Consider the following 23,931-nt stretch of genomic DNA (forward strand, 5'->3'; position numbering starts at 1 on the left):
TTCGTGCTCCGATCAGATCGGCCGGCAGATCCAGTGCAGGTAACGCCCAAGCCCGGCGAAGCTTGGGTGGCGGCGGTGGGCAAGTTCCATTTCCAGCAAGTCCGGCAGTGCGGCGCGGGCCTGGAACTCCACCGGCATGTAATCGTGGAAAACCCGCACCCCGCTCTGGCTTTCGACCTGCCACGCGCCTGCGAGTTGCGCGGCCAGCTCACGCGGATCCAGCGGCTGCTGCGGCGTGAGGCTCTGCTTCTCGCCGGCCATGTCGTTCTTGCGCAGCTTCTTGAAATGGCCTTTGAGCAAGTTGCGGTACACCAGCGCATCGCGGTTGTAGAACGCCAGCGACAGCCAGCCACCGGGGCGGGTCAGCTGATGCAGCACCGGCAGGATCGTGTGCGGTTCGGCCAGCCATTCCAGCACCGCATGGCAGACCACCAGATCGTAGGGTTCGCTGAGCAGCCCCGGCAGTTCCTGCCACGGCGCCTGGATGAACGTCGCCTGCCGCCCGGCCTCGGCGAAGCGCTGGCGCGCGCCTTCGAGCATCGGTTCGGCCGGCTCGGCCAGGGTCACGTCGTGCCCGCGCTCGGCCAGCCACAGCGACATGTGGCCCAGCCCCGCGCCGATGTCCAGCACCCGCAGCGGCCGCTCCGGCAACGCGTCGGCAAGGTCGGCCTGCAGCACCGCAAGACGGATCGCACCCTTGGCGCCGCCGTAGATCTTTTCGGCGAAGCGGGTCGCCAACCGGTCGAAGTGACGGTCGCTCATGCGCCGAACCGCCGTTCGCTGTCGGCCAGTTTGCTGCGCACCACTTCGTTCATGTCCAGCCCCAGCTCGCTGCACAGCAGGAGCAGATAGAGGACGATATCGCCGACTTCCTGGCCGGCATGGGCGAGCGTGTCCGCCGGCAGTTCGCGCGACTGGTCTTCGCTCAGCCACTGGAAGATCTCCACCAGCTCGGCCATTTCCACGCTGGCGGCCATGGCCAGGTTTTTCGGGCTGTGAAATTTCCGCCAGTCGTTGCGGTCGCGGATGGCGTGCAGGCGTTCGGTCAGTTCAACAAGGTTCATCGGGCTCTCCTGAATGCGCATAGCTTCGGGGGGATGCCCGGCGAAGGCAAGGGGCGCAGGTCCGGCGGCGCTGTGGGATTCACTGTGGGAACGAGGCAAAACCTCTATGCTTGCAGGGAACCGGGCCGCGCTCGCGGCGGCCCAAGGTTCGGCCTTTTGATCAGGATGGATACATGCAGGCAGAAAGCTTTTTCGAATGGCTGGGCCAGGCGCTCGGCTCGGTCATCCGCTTCATCGTCGACGGCCTGAGCGGCCTGTTCAACCTGCTGGGCAACGCCGGCGGCAACTTCATCGACGGCCTGGCGCGCACGCTGGGCATGGACACGTCGATCATCAGCATCCTCACGCTGATCGTCGGGCTGATGCTGCTGTGGTCGGCGATCCGCGCCTTCATGAACGTGCGGATCGTCGCCGGGATCATCTGGCTGCTGCTGGGGCTGTGGCTGCTGAGCTGGATCATCCACTGACGCCATCCCTGCAAGCAGCCGCTACAATGCGGGCACCTCAAGGAGCCCGCATGTCCAACCTGACCGCCGACTGGCGTGACCGTCCGACCCACCGCCGGGTCTGGGCCCTCGCCGCCCCGATGATCCTTTCCAACATTTCCGTGCCGCTGGTGGCGCTGGTCGACAGCACCGTCATCGGCCACCTGCCCCATGCCCATCAGTTGGGCGCCGTGGCGGTGGGCGCCAGCCTGTACACGTTCCTGGCCTGGGCCATGGGTTTCCTGCGCATGGGCACCACCGGGTTCGCGGCCCAGGCGGCGGGACGCCGCGACGGCGCCGCGCTGCGCCAGATCCTGCTGCAAGGCCTGCTGCTGGCGATGGGGCTGGCGGTGCTGCTCGGCATCCTGGGCGTGCCCCTGAGCGGCGTCGCCCTGCACTTCATGCAACCGTCGGCGGAACTCGACCAACTGACCCGGGAATTCTTCCACACACGCCTGCTCGGCCTGCCGGCGGCCCTGGCCACCTACGCGCTGGTCGGCTGGTTCCTCGGCACCCAGAACGCCCGGGCGCCGCTGGCGATCCTGCTGACCACCAACCTGATCAACATCGTGCTCAACCTGTGGTTCGTCATCGGCCTGGACTGGGGCGTGGCCGGTTCGGCCCGGGCTTCGGTGGTGGCCGAATGGTGCGGCGCCCTGCTCGGCCTGTCGTTGACCGCCAGGGCCCTGCGCGCCTATCCCGGCCACATCGTCTGGGCGACCCTGAAGCGATGGGGCAGCTGGCGGCCGCTGCTGACGGTCAACCGCGACATCTTCATCCGCAGCCTGGCACTGCAATCGGTGTTCTTCCTGATCACCGTGCAGGGCGCGCGGCTGGGCGACGCCACCGTGGCGGCCAACGCGCTGCTGCTCAACGGCCTGCTGCTGACGGCCCACGCCCTCGACGGCCTGGCCCATGCGGTGGAAGCCCTGTGCGGACACGCCATCGGCGCCCGCGACCGCTCCGCCCTGCGCCGCTCGCTGGTGGTGGCCGGCGGCTGGTCGTTGCTGGCCAGCCTCGGCTTCGCCGCGGGGTTCCTGTACGCCGGACACCTGTTCATCGACCTGCAGACCGACATCCCGAGCGTGCGCAGCACGGCGTACCTGTACCTGCCCTACCTCGCCGCCCTGCCGCTGATCGCCGTGTGGAGCTACCTGCTCGACGGCCTGTTCATCGGCGCCACCCGCGCCAGGGAAATGCGCAACTGCATGCTGCTGACGGTGGTGGCGCTGTTGCCCCTGGCCTGGCTGCTGCAGGATCTGGGCAATCACGGGCTGTGGATCGCGTTCCTGCTGTTCATGGCGCTGCGCAGCCTGACGCTGGGCGCCCAGGCGCTGCGGCTGCGCCGCGACGACGGCTGGTTCGCCGCCGGCGCCCACTGAACCCTCAGGGGGCGTCGCGCTGCCACAGGCGATGCAGGTGATCGAGCCGCTGCTGCGGGGTCAGGCCCGCCGGCGGCGGCACCAACGGCGCGCGGGGATGCTGCAGCCGCAGCCACAGCCAGCCGTCGAGCACGGCGCGTTCGCTGAAGCCCAGCCCCAGCCCCTCCTGGACATGCCGCCACAACGCCGCGTAATCGGCGTTCAACGCCCGGCTCCAGCGCCAGGCATGCTGCTCCAGCAGGCACGTGCGCAAACGCTTCTGCTGAAGCGCCGTGAGGCTCTGGTCCACCGCCAGCGGCGTCACCGCCAGCCCCGGATTGCGCAGTTGCTGCCAGCCCAGGCTGCCGAGCGCCCGGTCGGCCCAGGAGCCGCCGTACCAACGCAACCGGTGGATCGGCCCGAGCCAGCAGCTCAATTGCGCCGCATCGCAGGCATCGAAGAAGTAACTCGCGGTCTGGGTGTTGTAGAACCCGAACAAGGCCCGGTGATGCAGGCCCACCGAGACGGTCAGCATGCAGCGCAGATGCGCCAGCAACCGCTCGACCGGCGCCTCGCAGCCGATCAGCAGACCGCGCCAGGTCTGCGGATCGCTGTGGCACAGGGCCGTCAACGCCGGGCTCCCCGCCAGCGCGACCAGCAGCGGCCCTTGCTCGCGCACCGGCTGAAACTCGGTGGCCTCGAACAGCCACACCTGATGCTGATGCGCAAACCCCTGACGCAGCGTGGCCTGCACCTGAGGCGCCAGAGGGGCGTCCAGCAACAGCCATTGCGCCAGCGGCTCCGGCGACCGGCCGCTCATCCGGCGCCGCCCGGCCCGAGCGCGCCGAGCAACCGGCAACTGCACACCGGCTGCGGGCAATGGGCCAAACTGCCGCCGCCGGGGATCAGGCACAGCAACAGCAGCGGCTGCGCCGAGTCCAGCCATTGCGCCAGCCCTTCGCTGTGCGACGCCTCCACGGGCGGGTCGTCCTCGCCTTCAGACCCGGCATCGGATCCGGCATCGGCCGGCGCCTGAAGAATGCCGCTGATGACGGGACGGTCAGGATCCCCCTCCAGAAACCCCACCACCACTTCGACGCCGTCGCGCAACGCCGCCGGGGGCACATCGGCCAGCCCCGGCGCCAGGGGAAGCCAGCAATGGCTGGGCGCCGCGCCTTCGCCCTGGTAGAGCCAGTCGAACTGCACCGCCACCCGCCGCTGAGGTCCGGGCGGCGGTTCGTCCACCCCGACCACCCAGGCCCGCTGCAGGCTGTGCAGCGTCGGGACGGCCGTCGGCAGCGGGACAGGCACCGGACTGCCGGGCGCAACGCAGGCGATCCGGTTGCGGTAAGGAGGATCCAGGGCCGTGCAGGCCTGATGCTCGACCCGCGCCACCAGCCAGTCCCGCCCGCCGTCCATGGCCGCCGGACCGTTCAACGACAGCCGCCGGCCGCTGCGCAGCAACGGCAGTTGCGTGCCGCCCTCAACGGTCTGCGCCCGGCCGTCGGTGCGCGCCTGCCACGGGTGCACGCCCGCCCCGTCCAACAGGCCGGCGCGCACCTGGGGCAGTTTCGCCGGGTCGTCGCCGAACACCAGGCAATGCCCGTCGCGCCGGTGTTCGAAGTGATAGTGGATCTGCGCCTGCGCGCACAGGCGCTGGACGAACTGCAGGTCCGACTCGCGGTACTGGGTGCAGAACGTGCGGGCCGGGTATTCGCCGCAAAGCCGAAACCGCCGCTGGACGCCGACGATGCCGTGCTCCTTGAGCACCTGATCGAGGATCTGCGGCACCGAACGGCCACTGAACATCCGCTGGCTGCAGCGCAGCGCCAGGCAGCTCAACGCCGGGGCCAGGCGCACCCGGCACAGCCGGGCCCCGGGGCCGTGCTCATGCTGGACAAGACTGTGCAGACGCCCGTGCACCCCCTCGGGCGCCGGGCCGAACTGCAGGAACGCCGCGCGGAACATCAGCCCGGCCAGGTCGAGGTGCGGATCGTCGATCAGCACATCGACCTCGAAGGCATACGGTTCGGCGAACCCTTCCCGACCGGTGAACGCCAGCACCTCCAGGGGCTCGGGCAGTCCCGCGACGTCGAGACGAAACAACGGCTCGTTGACTGGATCGAACATGGGGCGGATCTCTACAGGAGGGACAGCCGGGGATTCTCGCCGAGAGCCTTGGCCGAGTAGAGAGCCGAAGTACAACTTAGGAAATGACCTACGCGAAAAGCAGACCGCTTCGCGTTGCCGGCCTGGACAGCGAACTGTTTCGCGCGGAATTAGAGAAAAGCCCTACCGGGCCATCCGAATTTTCCACAACGTCAGGAAAAGATTCAGATGGCCCGGCAGGGCTGTGCCGTGTCTCAGGAAGACAGGTAGGAGGAGCGGGTCAGGCCCAGGCGCAGGGCATCGAGGAACTGGGTGCGCTCGTTGGCGCTGATGCGGGCACTGGCGCACTTGTCGCGGTAGTGGGTCATCAACTCCTCCGGCGACAGGTGCACGTAGCGCAGCATGTCTTCGATGGTGTCGTGGGTTTCGATGCCGGCGTGGTACACGCTGCCGTCGGCGTTCTGGTAGATGTTCACCGAGTCGGTGTCGCCGAACAGGTTGTGCATGTCGCCGAGGATCTCCTGGTAGGCACCGACCAGGAACACGCCCAGCAGATAGTCCTCGCCCTCGTTCAGCGCGTGCACCGGCAGGCTGGTCTCGATGCTCTGCTCGTCGACGTACTGGTTGATCTTGCCGTCGGAGTCGCAGGTCAGATCCTGCAGCACGGCGCGGCGCAGCGGCTCTTCATCCAGGCGGTGCAGCGGGATGATCGGCAGCACCTGGTCGATCGCCCAGGTGTCCGGCAGGCTCTGGAACACCGAGAAGTTGCAGATGTACTTGTCGGCCAACTTGTCGTTGAGTTCGTCCAGCACCTGACGGTGCGAACGCTGACGGGCCTTCAGCGAGTTGTGCAGGCGACGGCACACGGCGAAGTAGCACTGCTCGGCCAGGGCCTTTTCGGCCAGGGTCAGCTTGCCGTCGGCGTACTGGGCCGCCACGTCGCTCATGTAGTGGGTGGCGCGCCAGTAGGTTTCGGTGACCATCTCGATGTCGGTCGGGCCGAGCAGGTCCACCAGCCACTGCACGGTTTCCGGCAGCGCGTCCTTGTTTTCGATCTGCGGCACGTCGTCGTTATGTTTCTCGACGTCGGTCACCTGCACCACCAGCATGGCGTGGTGGGCGGTCAGCGAACGGCCGCTCTCGGAGAAGATGTGCGGGTGCGGCAGGCTCTGCGCGTCGCAGAACTCCTTGAGCATGCCCACCACCACGCCGGCGTAGTCGTCCATGTCGTAGTTGATCGAGCTGGCGTTGCGCGAGTGGGTGCCGTCGTAGTCCACGCCCAGGCCGCCGCCGACGTCGATGTGATCGACCGGCAGGCCGAGGTTGCGCAACTCGCCGTAGTAGCGGATCGCTTCCTTGAAGCCGTGCTGGTAGTCGGCCAGGTTGGCGATCTGCGAACCCATGTGGAAGTGCAGCAGGCGAATGCCCTGGTCCAGGCCCGCCGCGCGGAAGCGCTCGACCACCGACAGCAGCTGCGCCGCCGACAAGCCGAACTTGGACTTCTCGCCACCGGTGTCCGCCCACTTCGACGAGGCCAGCGACGACAGGCGCACGCGCAGGCCGACCTGCGGCTTGACGCGCAGGGAGGCGGCCTCTTCGATCACCAGGCCGACTTCCGATTCCTTCTCGATCACGATGAACACGTTGTGGCCGAGTTTCTGGCCCATCAGCGCCAGGCGGATGAACTCGCGGTCCTTGTAGCCGTTGCAGACGATGGTGCCGCCCTTCGGCGCCAGCGCCAGCACCGCCAGCAGCTCAGGCTTGGAGCCGGCCTCAAGGCCGATGGACACGTTCTGGGTGGCGATGATGTTCTCGATCACCGCTTCCTGCTGGTTGACCTTGATCGGGTACAGCGCGGTGTACTTGCTCTGGTACTCCAGACGCTCGATGTTCGCGTCGAAGGCGCCGGTCAGCTGACGGACGCGGTCTTGCAGGATGTCGGGGAAGCGCACCAGCAACGGCAGGGACAAGCCGCTCTTGCGCAGCTGGTCGACCTGTTCGAACAGGTCGATGGGCGAACTGCTCGGGCCGTTCGGACGAACTTCGACGCGACCGGCGTCATTGATCGCGAAATACCCGGCCCCCCAATGGCGGATCCCGTAAACACTGCGGCTGTCCGCAACTGTCCATTGGCTGCCATCGTCTTTGCGTGTGCGTCGTACGGACATCGAAGTCCCCTATAAAGAAGTCATGAAGCGTCGCCTGACAGTCAGGCCGGCGCAGTCTAAAGAATGAAAATGACGGTTCGTCAGCGGGCGGTAGACCGCGCCCGCTGTCACGAGTTTAGAGACCGGTCATGAACAGGCTCTGTGAAAACCAATGAGACGACGCCGGACCTGAAGGCGTTCAGGGCCGGATCAAGCCGCGAGTGGCTTTCACAGAGGCTGCTAGCCGCCGGACTTCTTCGCCTTGAAACCTTGCTTGATCAGCTCGGCCAAGAGTAGCTCGACATGATCGCCCTGGATTTCGATGATCCCGTCCTTCAGCGCACCGCCGGTGCCGCAACGTTTCTTCAACGTCGCCGCCAGCTCCTTGAGCGCGTCGATGGCCAGCGGCACGCCGGTGATGGTGGTCACCGTCTTGCCGCCACGGCCCTTGCTCTCGCGTCGCACGCGGGCAATGCCGTCGCCGGCCGGGATTTGCGTCTGTCTGCAGATGCAGGCGTCCACCGGTTTACTGCATTCCGGGCAATGACGACCTGCGTCGGTGGAAAACACCAGGCCGCCCAGGGCGGCGAAGGATGCGGCTTTTTTGGCCACCGGCAATCCTCTCGGGAGGACAAAAGACTGGCCGCCGCCTTGGACAAGGCGATCGACCGCGAAGCCCCACTCAGGCAGGGGCAGCGCTACTGCACCGCACGCTTTCGGGAAAGCGGGCCGGCGCAGCTTGAAAAGGTCGCGCAGTGTAACGGCAAAAGTCCGACTTGCTAAGAGCCAATCGGCGCCAATTTACACCTTCTTTGCGACGTCGTTGCCCTGGGCCTTCAGGTAGCGCTCCAGCGCCGCCAGGGAGTCCGGGCAGTAAGGCTTTTGCGTGATTTCCAGCATGACCTGTCCAACGGGCATGAAGCACGCCTCCAGCACCTCTTCCGGCTGCAGTTTCAGGGGGCCGTCCCACACGGCGGAGAACGCCGAGCACCACAGGCGGCTTTCGCTGTCCTCGAAGAAGAAGTGATCGTGGGCGGTCAGTTCGACGCCGCTCACGCCCAGTTCCTCTTCCAGCTCGCGGGCCGCCGATTCGGCGTAGGTTTCGCTGGCCAGCACCATGCCGCCGGCGGCCACGTCCCAGTACCCGGGATAGATCGCCTTGCTCAAGGTGCGCCGGTGCACGCACAACTCGCCGGCGGAGTTGAACAGCATGATGTAGGTGCCGCGGCCGATCAGCCCGCGCTCACGCAGTTCGGCCCGTGCCAGGGAACCGAGCAGGTTGTCCCGCTCGTCGACCCAGGCGATGCGTTCGGCGTCCGAGGCGGCGCGGTGGGCCGCCTCGTCGAGGGTGTGGCTCATGGTTCAGCCCTGGTTGAGCAGTTGGCGCAGGTCGATCACGGCTGCGTTGGCCCGGGAGATGTAGTTGGCCATCACCAGCGAGTGGTTGGCCAGCACGCCGAAACCGCTGCCGTTGAGGATCATCGGGCTCCACACCGGCTCCTGCGAGGCTTCCAGCTCGCGGATGATCTGACGCACGCTGACCGTGGCGTTCTTCTTGGCCAGCACGTCGGCGAAGTCCACCTCGATGGCGCGCAGCAGGTGCGACAGCGCCCAGGCCTGGCCGCGGGCTTCATAGAAGACGTTGTCGATTTGCATCCACGGGGTCTCGACCACTTCCTCGTCGACCTGCGGCACTTCGCCCACGGCCGGCACTTCGGTCTTCAGCGCGGTGTTGAGCTTGACCCGGCCGACGCTGGCCGACAGCCGCTGCGACAGCGAACCCAGACGGGTGCCGACATCGCCCAGCCAGTTGTTCAGGTTGTCGGCGCGGGCATAGAACAGCGCGCTCTTCTGATCAGGGCTCGCCAGGCGCGCCTGATAACGGGTCAGGGAATTGATGCCTTCCTGATACTCCGACTCGCTGGACGGCAGGATCCAGCTCTTGTTGTCGAAGTTGAAGCGCGGCTCGGCCTTGGCCAGGTCGGCGTCTTCGGCCGACTGCGACTGCGAACGGGCGAAGTCCTTGCGCAGGGCCCGGGTCAGGTCGCGCACCTGCACCAGCACGCCGTATTCCCAGCTCGGCATGTTGTCCATCCACAGGCCGGGCGGGAAGCGGTCGTTGGAGATGTAGCCGCCCGGCTTGGTCAGCAGCGTGCCGGCCACGGTCTTGAGGGTCTCGACGGTGGTGTAGCCGACCACCATCTGCTTGCCCTCCTTCTCGGCGGCGACCTGCGCGTTCTGCGCCACGGGAAACAGCGCCGGCTCCTGGCTCCAGTACCAGCCCAGGCCGATGGTCACCAACAGGTAAATGCCGACCAGGGTGGCCAGTGCACGGCTGAACAGCAGGCCGCCCAGATAGCTGCGGGTGGCCGACTTGGGTTCGGCGGCACGTTCAGGCGCGCTGCCCGCGCGGTTCTTCCAGTCCAGCATGGCGATTTCCTTTCAGACTTGGGTTCAACGGTTCGACAGCAACCATACAGCAACGTGCCTTGCCCCGGCACCCGCCGTTGCGGGCATCCGGGAAAAACAGCGATGCCGCGCCCGCAAAAGGATAGACGCGCCCCGTCGGACGTTGGTGAAGGCGCCGGGCATCGCTGGCCTGTCCGTTGAAGCGTGGGGTCATGGCCGGGCAAACGTCTTCTAGGGGTTTCCCTGACCCTGCCCGCGATAAACATCCTGGAAACCGCCTCTGGAGAAAATCAGAAGCACCCGCAGGACAACGTCCGAAACGCGTCGGGAAATCTCATCAACCATGAGAGGAAACTTCTTGCCAGCCCTGCCCACGGGCACTTTCTGGACAGACGCATCCCGGCCGAAACCGCCGGGTCGAAAACTGAATGGTGCTGCGCCGCAGATTATTGACGTACGACACTCATGTAAGGGAAAAGAGGTGCTAGCATAGAGCCACCAGTCGATCTCAGCATGCACCCTAACTAGTAGTCAGGATATGACCGAGCCAGAAGACCCCAGCCGTGAGCGCCTCAAGCACCACTTTGCCCAGCGGGTAATTCATCAGGCACGTCAGATTCTTGAGATATGGCAGCGCCTGCAACGCAGCGAATGGTCCACCGCCGACCTCGCCGAGCTGAGCGAAGCCAACCTGCGCCTGCTGCGTTTCGCCGAGCGCTTCGAACAGCCTGAGCACACGCAGCTGGCCCGTCACATCAGCCAGTCGCTGGAGGCCGTCGACGCCAACCGCGGCCGGCTGAGCAGCGGCCTGATCACCGACCTCAACCGCCTGATGCAGCGCCTGTCGCGCACCGGCCTGCGCCACGGCGACCAGCTCGACCAGACCTTCCTGCCGCCGCTGCGCAAACCGATCTATGTCTTGCTGCAGGATCACGACCGCGCCGAGCGGCTGGCCAAGCAACTGGAGTTCTTCGGCCTCACCGCCCAGGCGCTGGACAGCGTGTCGGCGTTCCGTTCGTCGATGGTCGAGCGCCTGCCCGCCGCCATCGTCATGGACGTGGACTTCAGCGCCCCCGGAGTCGGCCTGACCCTGGCCGCCGAAGCCCAGCAGGGCCTGGAGGAGCCGCTGCCGCTGCTGTTCTTCAGCCTGCACGAAACCGACACCCCGACCCGACTGGCCGCCGTGCGCGCCGGCGGCCGGGAGTTCCTCACCGGCACCCTCGAAGCCTCGAGCCTGCTGGAAAAGATCGAGGTGCTGACCTGCGTCGCCCAGTACGAACCCTACAAAGTGCTGATCATCGACGACTCCCGCGCCCAGGCCCTGCACACCGAACGCCTGCTCAACAGCGCCGGGATCGTCACCCGCACCCTGATCGAGCCGATCCAGGCCATGGCCGAACTGGCGGATTTCCAGCCGGACCTGATCATCCTCGACATGTACATGCCGGCCTGCACCGGCACCGAGCTGGCCAAGGTCATCCGCCACAACGACCGCTATGTCAGCGTGCCGATCATTTACCTGTCGGCCGAGGACGACCTGGACAAGCAGCTCGACGCCATGAGCGAAGGCGGCGACGACTTCCTGACCAAACCGATCAAGCCGCGCCACCTGATCACCACTGTGCGCAACCGCGCCGCCCGGGCGCGCAACCTCAAGGCGCGGATGGTGCGTGACAGCCTCACCGGCCTGTACAACCACACCCACATCCTGCAACTGCTGGAAGACTGCTCGTTCCGCGCCCGCCGCGAGGGCAAGCCGCTGAGCTTCGCCATGCTCGACATCGACCACTTCAAGCGGGTCAACGACAGCCACGGCCACCCGATGGGCGACCGGGTGATCAAGAGCCTGGCGCTGTTCCTCAAGCAGCGCCTGCGCAAGACCGACTTCATCGGCCGATACGGCGGCGAGGAATTCGCCATCGTCATGCCCGACACCGATCTGGCCGCCGCGCACAATGTGCTCGACGAGATCCGCCAGCGCTTCGCCGAGATTCACTACCCGGCGCAGCCGCAGGATCTGTGGTGCACCTTCAGCGCCGGCGTCGTGGAAATGGGCGAGGACTCCGACAGCCTGATGATGGCCAGTCAGGCCGACGAGGCGCTGTACCGCGCCAAGGGCGAAGGGCGCAACCGGGTGCAGGTCGCCCGGGACTCAAAGCAAAGTGCCACTTTTTCACCGGAATCCACCGATTCGGTCATAACCCTGTAACAGAACCGCAATAAATTCAGGCGCTTACCATTTCTGCCGTTGGTAGCCGTCATGCGCCTGAAGTTGCTCACCAATCTCAACACGCTGTTGCTGGTCGCCGTGTGCGTGGCCCTCGGCGCCACGCTGTGGTGGTCGCAGAAAGCCCTGGAGCGCCCCTACCTGCTGATGGAGCGCTACCTGGGCCTGTCGCAGCGCTTTCAGAACGATGCGGCGCGCAACGTCGAGGACTACCTCGCCAGCGGCGACGCCCTGCGCCTGAGCGGCGCCACCGCCGCCCTCGACGAGCTGCAAAAGGAACTGGGCGAACTGCCGCCCGCCCTGGCCGAGACCCTGCGGCCGAGCCTTTCGGGCCTGGACGAGTTCAGCAAGACCGACCTGCTGGCGGCCGGCAAGCTGGCCGGCGACCCGCAGGCGCTGCTGGTGCAGGCCGAACGGGAACTGAGCGCCAGCCTCGACCAGCTCAGCACTTACGCCAACGGCAATGCGGCGTACCTGCTGCCGCTGCTCAACGCGGCGCAGCACCTGGGCAAACTGTCGCTGGCCCGTGACAAGCTGGTCAGCAGCGGCCGCAGCGAACTGGCCGCCGACGTCGAACGGGAAGTCGCCAACCTCCGTGCCCAGGCTCAGGCCATCGATGCCCTGCCGTTGCTCGGCGTGATCAGCCAGAGCGAATCCGGCAGCGACGACTTCGCCGCGATGATGGGCATCGAAAGCACCGAAAAGGCCGCCGCCGAGGACGCCGGCGTCGGCCTCAAGCGTGAACTCAACAGCCTGCTCGGCCGTTACCCGGCGGAGCTTTCGCGCACCCGCGAACAGATCCAGAAGCGCACTGACCTGGCCGCCGCCACCCACCAGAAGATCGCCGCCGTGCAGCAGGCCATCGCCGGGCTGGAGCCGGCGGTGCGCGCCCAGCACGGCCAGATCCAGGGCGAGGTGCGGCTGATGCAAGGCGTGATGATCGGCCTGATCCTGCTGATCGCGTTGCTGATCGACACCTTGCAGCGGCGCCTGGCCCGCACGCTCACCAACCTCGCGCCGGCGCTGTCGACCTGGGCCGAAGGCGACTTCAGCCACGACATCCGGCTGGGCAAGACCAACCGCGAACTGCACGACATCGAAGCCTCGCTCAACCGCTTGCGCGCCTATCTGGTGGATCTGGTCGGCACCATCCGCGGCAACGCCGAGCAGGTGGCCGGGAGCAGCCGCACCCTGGCCGAACTGAGCAACGACCTGCACAGCGGCGCCGAACACCAGGCCGGCGACACCGCGCTGATCCGCGATTCCCTCAGCGAACTGGAAGCGACCATCCAGCAAGTGGCCGGCGACGCGCGCCAGGCCGCCGACGCCAGCCGCCACGCCGGGCAAGCGGTCGAGCACGGCCAGCAGGTGATCGGCCAGAGCCTCACCGGGCTGCATGCGCTGGTCGGCGAGGTGCAAGGCAACGCGCAGATGATCGAACACCTGGCGGAGGAGTCCGCCACCATCGGCGGCGTGCTGACGGTGATCCGCTCGATCGCCGACCAGACCAACCTGCTGGCCCTCAACGCCGCCATCGAAGCGGCCCGGGCCGGCGAAATGGGCCGCGGCTTCGCCGTGGTGGCCGAGGAGGTCCGCTCGCTGGCGCTACGCACCGCCGGGGCCACCGCAGAAATCCAGACGCTGATCGCAGGCCTGCAGACCGCCGCCCGCCAATCGGTCGAAGGCATGCGCACCCAGGTCGAACACGCCGAAGCCACGGCCAACCAGGCCCAGGCGGCGGACGGGGCGCTGGACAAGATCGTCGGCGCGATCCAGACCATCGCCGCCACCGCCGTGCGCATCGCCGACGTCACCGCCCAGCAGAGCGGCGCGGTCAGCGAGATCCGCGACCACAGCGAGCGCATCCACCAGTTGGGCGGGGACAACCTGCTGCGCATCGGCCAAGGGCGCGAGCAAGGCGAAAACCTGCTGGAGCTGGGCGGACAACTGCACACGGCGGTGCAGGCTTTCCGGGTCTGACCGGCGGCCTGCGCGGGCAGGGCCTGCGGGAGCAGCCGTCTTGCCCTGCCGGGCCCCATCGCCGGCAGCCGGCTCCCACGGGCACGGTATCGCACACACCATTGCGCTGCGTCAGGCCAATCGCCGCAGCGCGTCCAGCAGCCCCCGGCACCGTCCGCTATCATGCCCTCAATTCCGATACGCGAGATTGTCATGCGCCGTTTGCTCTGCCTGCTGCTGTTCGCCTTCACCCTGCCGGCCGGCGCCGCCGGGCTGTTCGACAGCAAACCCAGCGCCTCCCTGGGCTCGATCAACAACAGCGCCGACTTCCTGCCGGTGCGCGAAGCCTTTCGGCTGAGCCTGGTCGAAGCCACGCCGCAATCGGTCAGGCTGCGCTTCGTCGCCACCGAGGGCTATTACCTCTACCGCCACCGTTTCCAGTTCCGCACCGACCCGGCCGACGTGCCGCTGGCTGCCGCGCAACTGCCGCCGGGCGAGCAGAAGCACGACGAGTTCTTCGGTGACGTGGAGGTCTACCACGGCATCACCGATGTCGAACTGCCGCGCAACGATGCGCGTCCCTTCACGCTTGCCGTCACCTATCAGGGCTGCGCGGACAAGGGCTTGTGCTATCCGCCGGAGACCGAGCGGCTGAACATCGAAGGCAGCGCTTCGGCCGGCACGGCGGCGCCTGCCTGGGACTGGCGCGACCTGGCGCTGTTTTTCCTCGCGGGCCTGGGCCTGACGTTCACGCCTTGCGTGTTGCCGATGCTGCCGATCCTTTCCGGCGTGGTGCTGCGCGGCCAGGTCGGCGGGTGGCGCGGGTTCAACCTGTCGCTCGCCTATGTGCTGCCGATGGCCGCGTGCTTTGCCCTGCTGGGGGCGCTGATGGGGTTGTTCGGTGCACAGCTCAACCTCCAGGCGCGGTTGCAGTCGGCGTGGGTGCTGGTGCCGTTCGCCCTGTTCTTTGCGGTGTTCGCCCTGGCGATGTTCGGCGTATTCGAACTCAAACTGCCGCACTTCATCAGCAGCCGCCTCGACCGCATCGCCGGGCGCACCGAAGGCGGTTCGCTGTGGGGCGCGGCGGTGCTGGGCGTGGTGTCGAGCCTGCTGGTGTCGCCGTGCGTCTCGGCGCCTTTGGCCGGTGCGCTGCTTTATATAAGCGCCAGCGGCGATGCCCTGGGCGGCGGGCTGAAGCTGTTCATGCTCGGCCTGGGCATGGGCGCGCCGCTGTTGCTGGTGGCCACCGGCGGCGCCGCGTGGCTGCCGAAAAGCGGTCCGTGGATGATGTACGTGAAGAACGGCATCGGTGTGCTGTTGCTGGGGCTGTCGATCGGTTTGCTCAGCCGCGTGCTGCCGGGCCAGGTCACGCTGCTGCTGATCGGGCTGCTGGCCGGCGGCGCGGGCCTGTTCCTCGGCGCGCTGGAGTTCGTCTACAAGCCGCCGCGCAAACGCCTCGGTCAGTTGCTGGGGATGTTCCTGGTGTTCTATGCGCTGGCCTGCTGGTACGGCGCGTTCAGCGGCCAGACCGACCCGCTGAACCCCATCGCCCCGCGCATGGCTCAACGTGACGCACCGGCCCAGGACAGCAGCCGGTGGCAGACCGTCAGCACCCCGGCGGAGCTGGACCGCGCGCTGTTGGAGGCAAAGTCCGCCGGCACCCCGCTGCTGCTCGACTGGTACGCCGACTGGTGCATCAGTTGCAAGGTCATCGAACACGAAGTGCTCAACGACGCCACGGTCATGGAACGGCTCAAGGGCTACCGGCTGATCCGTTTCGACATCACCGCAAGCACCGCCGAACAGCGCACCCTGCTCGACCGCTACGCCTTGTTCGGCCCGCCGGCGCTGATGTTCTTCGGCAAGGACGGCAACGAACGCCTTGATGTGCGGGTGATCGGCGAGATCGGCGCGGCCGGCTTCCTTGAGCGAATCCGCCGGGCGAATGACCGGATTTAATCACTCGGTCACATACTTTGCGCAAACATCGGGCATCGTGCTGGCTATTGCAGAGAACTGGACAGTCACAAAGTCTTTGCGGCATAGTCGCCGGGTTCCGATGAAGGCTCACCCCAAACAAGGTACACGCAGATGGCAACGCTATTGGTGCTGCACGGCCCCAACCTGAACCTGCTCGGCACCCGGGAACCGGGCACCTACGGCTCGACCACCCTGGCGCAGATCAACCAGGACCTGGAGCGCCGCGCCCGCGAAGCCGGCCATCATCTGCTGTACCTGCAGAGCAACGCCGAGTACGAACTGATCGACCGGATCCACGCCGCCCGCGACGAGGGCGTGGACTTCATCCTGATCAATCCGGCGGCTTTTACGCACACAAGTGTCGCATTACGTGACGCGCTGCTGGCGGTGAGCATCCCATTCATCGAAGTGCATCTGTCCAACGTGCACAAACGCGAACCTTTCCGCCATCACTCCTACTTCTCCGATGTTGCGGTGGGAGTGATCTGCGGCCTTGGCGCCAGCGGTTACCGACTGGCCCTGGAGGCCGCCCTGGAACAGCTTGAACGACAGGCAACGGCTTGAACAACAAGCGTTAAACGCCCCTGACCGACCCTTGGGAGTTGATGATTCATGGATATCCGTAAAGTTAAGAAATTGATCGAATTGCTGGAAGAGTCCGGCATCGACGAGCTCGAGATCAAGGAAGGCGAAGAGTCCGTACGCATCAGCCGCAACAGCAAGGTTGCGCCGCAGCAGTACTACGCACCGGCACCGGCTCCGGTCGCCGCCGCAGCGCCAGCCGCTCCGGCCGCCGCCCCTGTGGCCGCTGCCCCGGCCGCCGCTGCCGCGCCAGCGCTGAACGGCACCGTCGCCCGTTCGCCGATGGTCGGCACTTTCTACCGCAAGGCATCGCCGACCTCGCCGGCCTTCGTTGAAGTCGGCCAGACCGTGAAGAAAGGCGACACCCTGTGCATCGTCGAAGCCATGAAGATGATGAACCACATCGAGGCGGAAGCCAGCGGCGTGATCGAATCCATCCTCGTCGAAGACGGTCAGCCGGTTGAGTTCGACCAACCGCTGTTCACCATCGTTTGAACTGCGGAGAGCCTTTGATGACTGCGAAGTTGGAAAAAGTTCTGATCGCTAACCGCGGTGAGATCGCCCTGCGGATTCTGCGTGCCTGCAAAGAGATGGGCATCAAGACCGTCGCCGTTTACTCCAAGGCCGACAAAGAGCTGATGCACCTGGGCCTGGCGGACGAATCCGTCTGCATCGGCCCGGCTTCCGCCGCGCACTCCTACCTGCACATCCCGGCGATCATCGCCGCCGCCGAAGTGACCGGCGCCACCGCCATTCACCCAGGCTACGGCTTCCTCGCGGAAAACGCGGACTTCGCCGAGCAGGTCGAGAACTCCGGCTTCGCCTTCATCGGCCCGAAGGCCGACACCATTCGCCTGATGGGCGACAAGGTTTCGGCCAAGCACGCGATGATCACCGCCGGCGTTCCGACCGTACCGGGCTCCGACGGCCCGCTGCCGGAAGACGAAGAGACGGCGCTGCGCATCGGCCGTGAAGTCGGCTACCCGGTGATCATCAAGGCCGCCGGCGGCGGCGGCGGTCGCGGCATGCGCGTGGTGCACAAGGAAGAAGACCTGATCGCCTCGGCGAAACTGACCCGCTCCGAAGCGGGCGCAGCGTTCGGCAACCCGATGGTCTATCTGGAAAAGTTCCTGACCAACCCGCGCCACGTCGAAGTGCAAGTGCTCTCCGACGGCCAAGGCAACGCCATCCACCTGGGCGACCGCGACTGCTCGCTGCAGCGCCGTCACCAGAAGGTCCTCGAAGAAGCGCCGGCACCGGGCATCGACGAGCAGGCCCGCAAGGAAGTCCTCGCCCGCTGCGTCCAGGCGTGCATCGACATCGGCTACCGCGGCGCCGGCACCTTCGAGTTCCTGTACGAGAACGGCCGGTTCTACTTCATCGAGATGAACACCCGCGTTCAGGTGGAGCACCCGGTTTCGGAGATGGTCACCGGCATCGACATCGTCAAGGAGATGCTCAGCATCGCCGCCGGCAACAAGCTGTCCTTCACCCAGGACGACGTGGTCATCCGCGGTCACTCCCTAGAGTGCCGGATCAACGCCGAAGACCCGAAGACCTTCATGCCGAGCCCGGGCACGGTCAAGCATTTCCACGCACCAGGCGGCAACGGCGTTCGCGTCGATTCGCACCTGTACAGCGGTTATGCGGTTCCGCCGAACTACGACTCGCTGATCGGCAAGCTGATCACCTACGGCGCCACCCGCGACGAAGCCATGGCACGCATGCGCAACGCCCTGGACGAAATCGTGGTGGACGGGATCAAGACCAACATCCCGCTGCATCGTGACCTGACCCGCGACGAAGGCTTCTGCAAAGGGGGCGTGAACATTCACTACCTCGAGCACAAGCTGGCCGGCGACAAGCACTAAGCTTCAGCCTGCGCACGACAAGGCCGCCTCCGGGCGGCCTTGTCGTATCCGCAGATTTCTTGCCCCTTCCCTTGTGGGAGCGAACCTGCTCGCGATGACGTCGGCACATTCAACACATACGGTGACTGGCACACCGCCTTCGCGAGCAGGCTCGCTCCTACAGGGGAAAGGCTGCGGTTAACACTGCTCCCACAAACGCCGTGCGCTCGCGTAAACTTGCGCGCTTCGCGCAGACCGCTAGGCTGCACATCAATCTTTTTCACAGGTGCCCGCCATGCCTTGGCTGCAAGTCCGTCTCGCCATCAGCCCAGAACAAGCCGAAACCTACGAAGACGCTTTCCTTGAAGTGGGCGCCGTGTCGGTGACCTTCATGGACGCCGAAGACCAACCGATCTTCGAGCCGGAACTCAACACCACCCCGCTGTGGTCGCACACCCATCTGCTGGCCCTGTTCGAGGGCGGCACCGAAGCCGCCGCCGTGCTGGCCCACCTGGAACTGCTGACCGGCAGCCCGCTGCCCGAGCACCACAGCGAAGTGATCGAAGACCAGGACTGGGAACGCAGCTGGATGGACAACTTCCAGCCGATGCGCTTCGGCCAGCGCCTGTGGATCGTGCCGAGCTGGCACGCCGCACCCGAGCCCGGCGCGGTCAACCTGCTGCTGGATCCGGGCCTGGCGTTCGGCACCGGCACCCACCCGACCACCGCCCTGTGCCTGGAATGGCTCGACGGCCAGGACCTCAAAGGCTGCAACGTGCTGGACTTCGGCTGCGGCTCGGGGATCCTGGCCATCGCCGCCCTGCTGCTGGGCGCCAAGGAAGCGGTCGGCACCGACATCGACGTGCAGGCGCTGGAAGCCTCCCGCGACAACGCCGGGCGCAACGGCATCGCCGACGAACTGTTCCCGCTGTACCTGCCGCAGGATCTGCCGCAGGAAAAGGCCGACGTGCTGGTGGCCAACATCCTGGCCGGCCCGCTGGTCTCCCTCGCTGCGCAACTGTCCGGCCTGGTCAAGCCCGGCGGACGCCTGGCGCTGTCCGGCATCCTCGCCGAACAGGGCGACGAAGTCGCCGCCGCCTACGCCCGGGACTTCGACCTGGATCCGATCGCCAACCGTGACGGCTGGGTGCGCATCACCGGCCGTCGGCGCTAGAATGGCCGCCTGCACAATCCGGATCCTCGCATGACCGACAGTTTCGTCACCCAGTGCCCGCATTGCCAAACCAGCTTTCGCGTCAGCCACGCCCAATTGAGCGTGGCCCGCGGGGTGGTTCGTTGCGGCTCGTGCCTGCAAGTGTTCAACGCCGCCAAACAGCTGCTTGAACAACGGGCCGGCAGGGAAACGGCTGCACAGGCAGCGCCGGCGCCGGCCGAACCGCCGCGCCCCGCGGAACCTGCGGTCACTGCGCCGCAGCCGGCCGCCCCCGTCGAACCGGCAGCGCCGCGCGCCATCAGCCAGAAACAATGGAGCGCCGCCGAGCTGGATCTCGACAGCCTGGACCTGGACGAAGAGCTCGCCCGCCTCGAACAGCGGGAAATCCAGCCGATCACCGAGTCCGGCCGCCCCCGCGAAGAGTCCCTGAGCGCCCGCCGCGACAGCCACGAGCCGGATGACGGGGCATGGCCCGACAGCCTGTTCAGCGAACCGGCGGACGAACGGATGGCCGCGCCGGAGCCGGACGACGAACCGCCGGCCGTCGAGCCGGAACCGGCCAGAGCGCAGCGCACGGAGCCGTCGCTGTCGCTGGAGCCGGTGGATCTGGATGACGAGCCGCCGATCCCGCAACTGCGGCTGCACGACCCGATCGACCCCGCCGCCCGTCAGGAGCGCCTGTCCGCGGACGACGACCCCGAAGGCGAACTGCCGTCGGTCGAGCCCCTGCGCAAGAAACGCGAACGCGGCGAGCGCGCAGCCTCCGGCGTACGCGCCGAAGTGCTGCAGGAACTGACCGACGACCCGCTGCAGCTGGACTGGCAGAAACGCCGCTCCCCTTGGGGCCGGCGCTTTCTCTGGCTGCTGCTGATCCTCCTCGCCGCCGCCGGCTTGGCCGGCCAGTACGTGGCCTACCATTTCGACGAACTGGCCCGCCAGGACCAGTACCGTCCGTGGTTCCAGCAACTGTGCCCGCAGATCGGCTGCACGGTGCCGTCGAAGGTCGACATCGCCAAGATCAAGAGCAGCAACCTGGTGGTGCGCAGCCATCCGGAATTCAGCGGCGCGCTGGTGGTCGATGCGATCATCTACAACCGCGCCCCGTTCTCCCAACCGTTCCCGTTGCTGGAGCTGCGCTTCGCCGACCTCAACGGGCACCTGATCGCCAGCCGTCGCTTCAAGCCCGGCGAGTACCTCAACGGCGACCTCGAAGGCATGGCGGAGATGCCGCCGCAGACGCCGATCCACATCGCGCTGGACATCCTCGACCCCGGGGCCAAAGCGGTGAACTACAGTCTGAGTTTCCACTCCCCCGAGTGAAACGCCCGGCCGCTGCGCGATTGGCGGCGGTTTTCTGACTTTGCCCGGCTCGACCAAACCGCTGGCGATAATAGAATAACTGTTCAGATTTTGTTCAATTCAGCCTTTATCCAGTCATCGAGAGCGGGTATCATGCCAACCCTTTTTCGAACTCTCATGATCCGGCCCCACTTCAGGGAAGTCCTATGTCGGCGGTACGCATCGGCCCATACACATTGCAGAACGGCTTGGTCCTCGCCCCGATGGCGGGGGTCACCGACCAGCCCTTCCGGCAGCTTTGCAAGCGTCTGGGCGCCGGGCTCGTGGTCTCGGAAATGGTCACCAGCGACATGAGCCTGTGGAACACCCGCAAGTCGCGCATGCGCATGATCCACGAAGGCGATCCCGAGCCGCGCTCGGTGCAGATCGCCGGCGGCGATGCGCAGATGCTGGCGGACGCGGCCCGGGCCAACGTCGAGCTGGGCGCGCAGATCATCGACATCAACATGGGTTGCCCGGCCAAGAAGGTCTGCAACAAGGCCGCCGGCTCCGCGTTGCTGAAGGATGAGGCGCTGGTCACCGAGATCCTGCACGCCGTGGTGGCGGCGGTCGATGTGCCGGTGACCCTGAAGATCCGCACCGGATGGGATCGCGAGAACAAGAACGGCCTGACCGTGGCGAAGATCGCCGAACAGGCCGGCATCACGGCGCTGGCGGTGCATGGCCGCACCCGCGCCGACCTGTACACCGGTGAAGCCGAGTACGACACGATCGCCGCGATCAAGCAGGCGGTGTCGATCCCGGTCTTCGCCAACGGCGACATCGATTCGCCGGAAAAGGCCCGGCACGTGCTTGACGCGACCGGCGCCGACGGCCTGCTGATCGGCCGGGCCGCCCAGGGGCGGCCGTGGATTTTCCGTGAGGTCGAGCATTTCCTGCGCACCGGCGAAAAGCTGCCGGCGCCGGAGCTGATCGAGGTGGAACGCATTCTGCTTGAGCATCTGGCCGCCCTCCACGCGTTCTATGGGGACGTGATGGGCGTGCGCATCGCCCGCAAGCATGTGGGCTGGTATCTCGCAACCCTGCCGGGCGCCAGGGAGTTCCGCGCCCGCTTCAATCGTTTGGATGGTACGGAAACACAATGCGCCAACGTTCGGGAGTTCTTCGCCGAACGTTACAAGAGCCTGACAGGGGACGGAGAAGGGGTGGCCGCATGACGATGATGACCGAGACTTTAGTGAGTGGAACAACACCCGTGAGCGACAACGTGAATTTGAAACAGCACCTCAATACGCCGAGCGAAGAAGGCCAGACCCTTCGCGGGAGTGTCGAGAAGGCGCTGCACAATTATTTCGCCCACCTCGAGGGCGCAACCGTCACGGACGTGTACAACCTGGTGCTCTCCGAAGTCGAGGCTCCCCTGCTCGAAAGCGTGATGAACTACGTCAAGGGCAACCAGACCAAGGCCAGCGAGCTGCTCGGACTGAACCGCGGCACGCTGCGCAAGAAACTCAAGCAGTACGATTTGCTGTAAGCATTCAATACCAACCAGAAAGGCGCCCGCGTAAAACCGGTCGCCTTTTTTGCTGACTTCCCTTGCTTTTGATGGAAATTGAGATGACCGACCAGACTACCCGCCTGCCGATCCGCCGCGCCTTGATCAGCGTTTCCGACAAGACCGGGATCCTCGAATTCGCCAGGGAGCTGGAAGCCCTGGGCGTGGAAATCCTTTCCACCGGCGGGACCTTCAAGCTGCTGCAGGACAATGGCGTGTCCGCAGTGGAAGTCGCGGACTACACCGGTTTCGCCGAGATGATGGACGGCCGGGTGAAGACCCTGCACCCGAAAATCCACGGCGGCATCCTCGGCCGTCGCGGCACCGACGACGCCATCATGAACGAGCACGGCATCAAGCCGATCGATCTGGTCGCGGTCAACCTCTACCCGTTCGAAGCCACCATCAGCAAGCCCGGCTGCGACCTGCCGACCGCCATCGAGAACATCGACATCGGCGGGCCGACCATGGTGCGTTCGGCGGCGAAAAACCATAAAGACGTCGCCATCGTGGTGAACGCCAGCGACTACGCCAACGTCCTGGAGAACCTCAAGGCCGGCGGCCTGACCTACGCCCAGCGCTTCGACCTGATGCTCAAGGCCTTCGAGCACACCGCCGCCTACGACGGCATGATCGCCAACTACATGGGCACCGTGAACCAGGCCAGCGACGTGCTGAGCACCGAAGGCCGCAGCGAATTCCCGCGCACCTTCAACAGCCAGTTCATCAAGGCCCAGGAAATGCGCTACGGCGAGAACCCGCACCAGAGCGCGGCGTTCTATGTGGAAGCCAAACCGGCCGAAGCCGGCATCGCCACCGCCACCCAGCTGCAAGGCAAGGAACTGTCGTACAACAACGTGGCCGACACCGACGCCGCGCTGGAATGCGTGAAGAGCTTCGTCAAGCCGGCCTGCGTCATCGTCAAGCACGCCAACCCGTGCGGCGTGGCCGTGAGCCCGGACGCCGAAGGCGGCATCCGCCAGGCCTATGAACTGGCCTACGCCACCGACACCGAGTCGGCGTTCGGCGGCATCATCGCCTTCAACCGCGAACTGGACGCCGAGACCGCCAAGGCCATCGTCGAGCGCCAGTTCGTCGAAGTGATCATTGCCCCGAGCGTCAGCGAAGAAGCCCGTGCCGTGGTGGCCGCCAAGGCCAACGTGCGCCTGCTGGCCTGCGGCGAGTGGTCGGCCGACCGCAGCCCGGCCTGGGACTACAAGCGCGTCAACGGCGGCCTGCTGGTGCAGAGCCGCGACATCGGCATGATCAGCGCCGACGACCTGAAGGTCGTGACCAAGCGCGCGCCGACCGAGCAGGAAATCAACGACCTGATCTTCGCCTGGAAAGTGGCCAAGTTCGTCAAGTCCAACGCCATCGTCTACGCCAAGAACCGTCAGACCATCGGTGTCGGCGCCGGCCAGATGAGCCGCGTGAACTCCGCCCGCATCGCCGCGATCAAGGCCGAGCACGCCGGTCTGCAGGTCGCAGGTTCCGTGATGGCGTCCGATGCGTTCTTCCCGTTCCGCGACGGTCTGGACAACGCGGCCAAGGTCGGCATCACTGCGGTGATCCAGCCGGGTGGTTCGATGCGCGACAGCGAAGTGATCGCAGCGGCCGACGAGGCCGGCATCGCCATGGTCTTCACCGGCATGCGCCATTTCAGGCACTGAGTGCAGTTCCACGCTTCAAGCTGCAAGCTGCAAGGAAGAGCAGACGGGTGTCGCTCTTCC

Annotated in this window: 21 protein-coding genes; 13 read left to right on the top strand and 8 right to left on the bottom strand. The window is 66.2% G+C overall.

What is annotated here, in order from left to right; all coding sequences use genetic code 11:
- Positions 1-12: 12 nt before the first annotated feature.
- Both KVG96_RS21365 and KVG96_RS21370 read right to left on the bottom strand, forming a co-directional pair.
- Positions 13-762: a methyltransferase domain-containing protein gene (locus tag KVG96_RS21365; protein WP_217893812.1), complete on the bottom strand. Its 750-nt coding sequence runs from the start codon at positions 760-762 to the stop codon at positions 13-15.
- Positions 759-1,064, bottom strand: coding sequence for a MazG-like family protein (locus KVG96_RS21370; RefSeq protein WP_217893813.1), 306 nt, complete (start codon positions 1,062-1,064; stop codon positions 759-761). The genes KVG96_RS21365 and KVG96_RS21370 overlap by 4 nt, the downstream gene beginning before the upstream one ends.
- 173 nt (positions 1,065-1,237) lie before the next feature.
- Here KVG96_RS21370 and KVG96_RS21375 point away from each other — a divergent pair, with 173 nt between their 5' ends.
- Both KVG96_RS21375 and KVG96_RS21380 read left to right on the top strand, forming a co-directional pair.
- Positions 1,238-1,531 (top strand): hypothetical protein, encoded by a 294-nt coding sequence (locus KVG96_RS21375; protein ID WP_217893814.1) that lies wholly within the window; start codon positions 1,238-1,240, stop codon positions 1,529-1,531.
- A 50-nt stretch (positions 1,532-1,581) separates the two neighbouring features.
- Positions 1,582-2,931 (top strand): MATE family efflux transporter, encoded by a 1,350-nt coding sequence (locus tag KVG96_RS21380; protein ID WP_217893815.1) that lies wholly within the window; start codon positions 1,582-1,584, stop codon positions 2,929-2,931.
- Between the two features lie 4 nt (positions 2,932-2,935).
- Here KVG96_RS21380 and KVG96_RS21385 read toward each other — a convergent pair whose 3' ends face one another.
- The 6 genes from KVG96_RS21385 to KVG96_RS21410 form a co-directional block, all read right to left on the bottom strand.
- Positions 2,936-3,730, bottom strand: a complete 795-nt coding sequence (locus KVG96_RS21385) for a DUF4123 domain-containing protein (protein ID WP_217893816.1) — start codon at positions 3,728-3,730, stop codon at positions 2,936-2,938.
- On the bottom strand, positions 3,727-5,040 hold the full coding sequence (locus KVG96_RS21390) for a type VI secretion system Vgr family protein (protein WP_217893817.1): 1,314 nt from the start codon (positions 5,038-5,040) through the stop codon (positions 3,727-3,729). Before KVG96_RS21390 ends, KVG96_RS21385 begins: the two co-directional genes overlap by 4 nt.
- 233 nt (positions 5,041-5,273) lie before the next feature.
- On the bottom strand, positions 5,274-7,187 hold the full coding sequence (gene speA / locus KVG96_RS21395) for an arginine decarboxylase (protein ID WP_217893818.1): 1,914 nt from the start codon (positions 7,185-7,187) through the stop codon (positions 5,274-5,276).
- A 219-nt stretch (positions 7,188-7,406) separates the two neighbouring features.
- Positions 7,407-7,778, bottom strand: coding sequence for a translation initiation factor Sui1 (locus KVG96_RS21400; protein ID WP_217893819.1), 372 nt, complete (start codon positions 7,776-7,778; stop codon positions 7,407-7,409).
- Between the two features lie 189 nt (positions 7,779-7,967).
- The gene (locus tag KVG96_RS21405) at positions 7,968-8,525 is read right to left on the bottom strand and encodes an NUDIX hydrolase (protein ID WP_217893820.1); all 558 of its coding nucleotides are present in this window, start codon (positions 8,523-8,525) and stop codon (positions 7,968-7,970) included.
- A 3-nt stretch (positions 8,526-8,528) separates the two neighbouring features.
- Positions 8,529-9,596 carry a DUF2333 family protein gene (locus KVG96_RS21410; RefSeq protein WP_085582691.1) on the bottom strand — a complete coding sequence of 356 codons (1,068 nt, stop codon included), beginning with the start codon at positions 9,594-9,596 and terminating at the stop codon, positions 8,529-8,531.
- Between the two features lie 517 nt (positions 9,597-10,113).
- On the opposite strand from KVG96_RS21410, the gene gcbA reads away from it, so the two are divergent.
- The 11 genes from gcbA to purH all read left to right on the top strand — a co-directional run bounded on the left by gcbA (position 10,114) and on the right by purH (position 23,871).
- Positions 10,114-11,784 (top strand): diguanylate cyclase GcbA, encoded by a 1,671-nt coding sequence (gene gcbA / locus KVG96_RS21415; protein WP_217893821.1) that lies wholly within the window; start codon positions 10,114-10,116, stop codon positions 11,782-11,784.
- 51 nt (positions 11,785-11,835) lie between these two features.
- Entirely contained in the window at positions 11,836-13,782 is a 1,947-nt protein-coding gene (locus tag KVG96_RS21420) for a methyl-accepting chemotaxis protein (protein ID WP_217893822.1), read from the top strand.
- A gap of 192 nt (positions 13,783-13,974) precedes the next feature.
- On the top strand, positions 13,975-15,720 hold the full coding sequence (locus tag KVG96_RS21425) for a protein-disulfide reductase DsbD (RefSeq protein ID WP_217893823.1): 1,746 nt from the start codon (positions 13,975-13,977) through the stop codon (positions 15,718-15,720).
- Positions 15,721-15,852: 132 nt separating this feature from the next.
- Positions 15,853-16,305, top strand: coding sequence for a type II 3-dehydroquinate dehydratase (gene aroQ, locus KVG96_RS21430; protein ID WP_085582699.1), 453 nt, complete (start codon positions 15,853-15,855; stop codon positions 16,303-16,305).
- Between the two features lie 48 nt (positions 16,306-16,353).
- On the top strand, positions 16,354-16,818 hold the full coding sequence (gene accB, locus KVG96_RS21435) for an acetyl-CoA carboxylase biotin carboxyl carrier protein (RefSeq protein ID WP_217893824.1): 465 nt from the start codon (positions 16,354-16,356) through the stop codon (positions 16,816-16,818).
- A gap of 17 nt (positions 16,819-16,835) precedes the next feature.
- Complete coding sequence (gene accC / locus KVG96_RS21440) at positions 16,836-18,194, top strand: acetyl-CoA carboxylase biotin carboxylase subunit (protein ID WP_085582703.1); 1,359 nt, start codon at positions 16,836-16,838, stop codon at positions 18,192-18,194.
- A gap of 274 nt (positions 18,195-18,468) precedes the next feature.
- Entirely contained in the window at positions 18,469-19,347 is an 879-nt protein-coding gene (prmA, locus tag KVG96_RS21445; RefSeq protein WP_217893825.1) for a 50S ribosomal protein L11 methyltransferase, read from the top strand.
- 30 nt (positions 19,348-19,377) lie between these two features.
- The gene (locus tag KVG96_RS21450) at positions 19,378-20,667 is read left to right on the top strand and encodes a DUF3426 domain-containing protein (protein WP_217893826.1); all 1,290 of its coding nucleotides are present in this window, start codon (positions 19,378-19,380) and stop codon (positions 20,665-20,667) included.
- A gap of 185 nt (positions 20,668-20,852) precedes the next feature.
- Positions 20,853-21,863 carry a tRNA dihydrouridine synthase DusB gene (dusB, locus tag KVG96_RS21455; RefSeq protein ID WP_217893827.1) on the top strand — a complete coding sequence of 337 codons (1,011 nt, stop codon included), beginning with the start codon at positions 20,853-20,855 and terminating at the stop codon, positions 21,861-21,863.
- Positions 21,860-22,180, top strand: coding sequence for a DNA-binding transcriptional regulator Fis (fis, locus tag KVG96_RS21460; RefSeq protein WP_085582714.1), 321 nt, complete (start codon positions 21,860-21,862; stop codon positions 22,178-22,180). Before dusB ends, fis begins: the two co-directional genes overlap by 4 nt.
- Positions 22,181-22,263: 83 nt before the next feature.
- Positions 22,264-23,871 carry a bifunctional phosphoribosylaminoimidazolecarboxamide formyltransferase/IMP cyclohydrolase gene (purH, locus tag KVG96_RS21465; protein WP_217893828.1) on the top strand — a complete coding sequence of 536 codons (1,608 nt, stop codon included), beginning with the start codon at positions 22,264-22,266 and terminating at the stop codon, positions 23,869-23,871.
- Positions 23,872-23,931 lie beyond the last annotated feature (60 nt).

This window comes from Pseudomonas ekonensis, assembly GCF_019145435.1.
GTDB lineage: Bacteria > Pseudomonadota > Gammaproteobacteria > Pseudomonadales > Pseudomonadaceae > Aquipseudomonas > Aquipseudomonas ekonensis.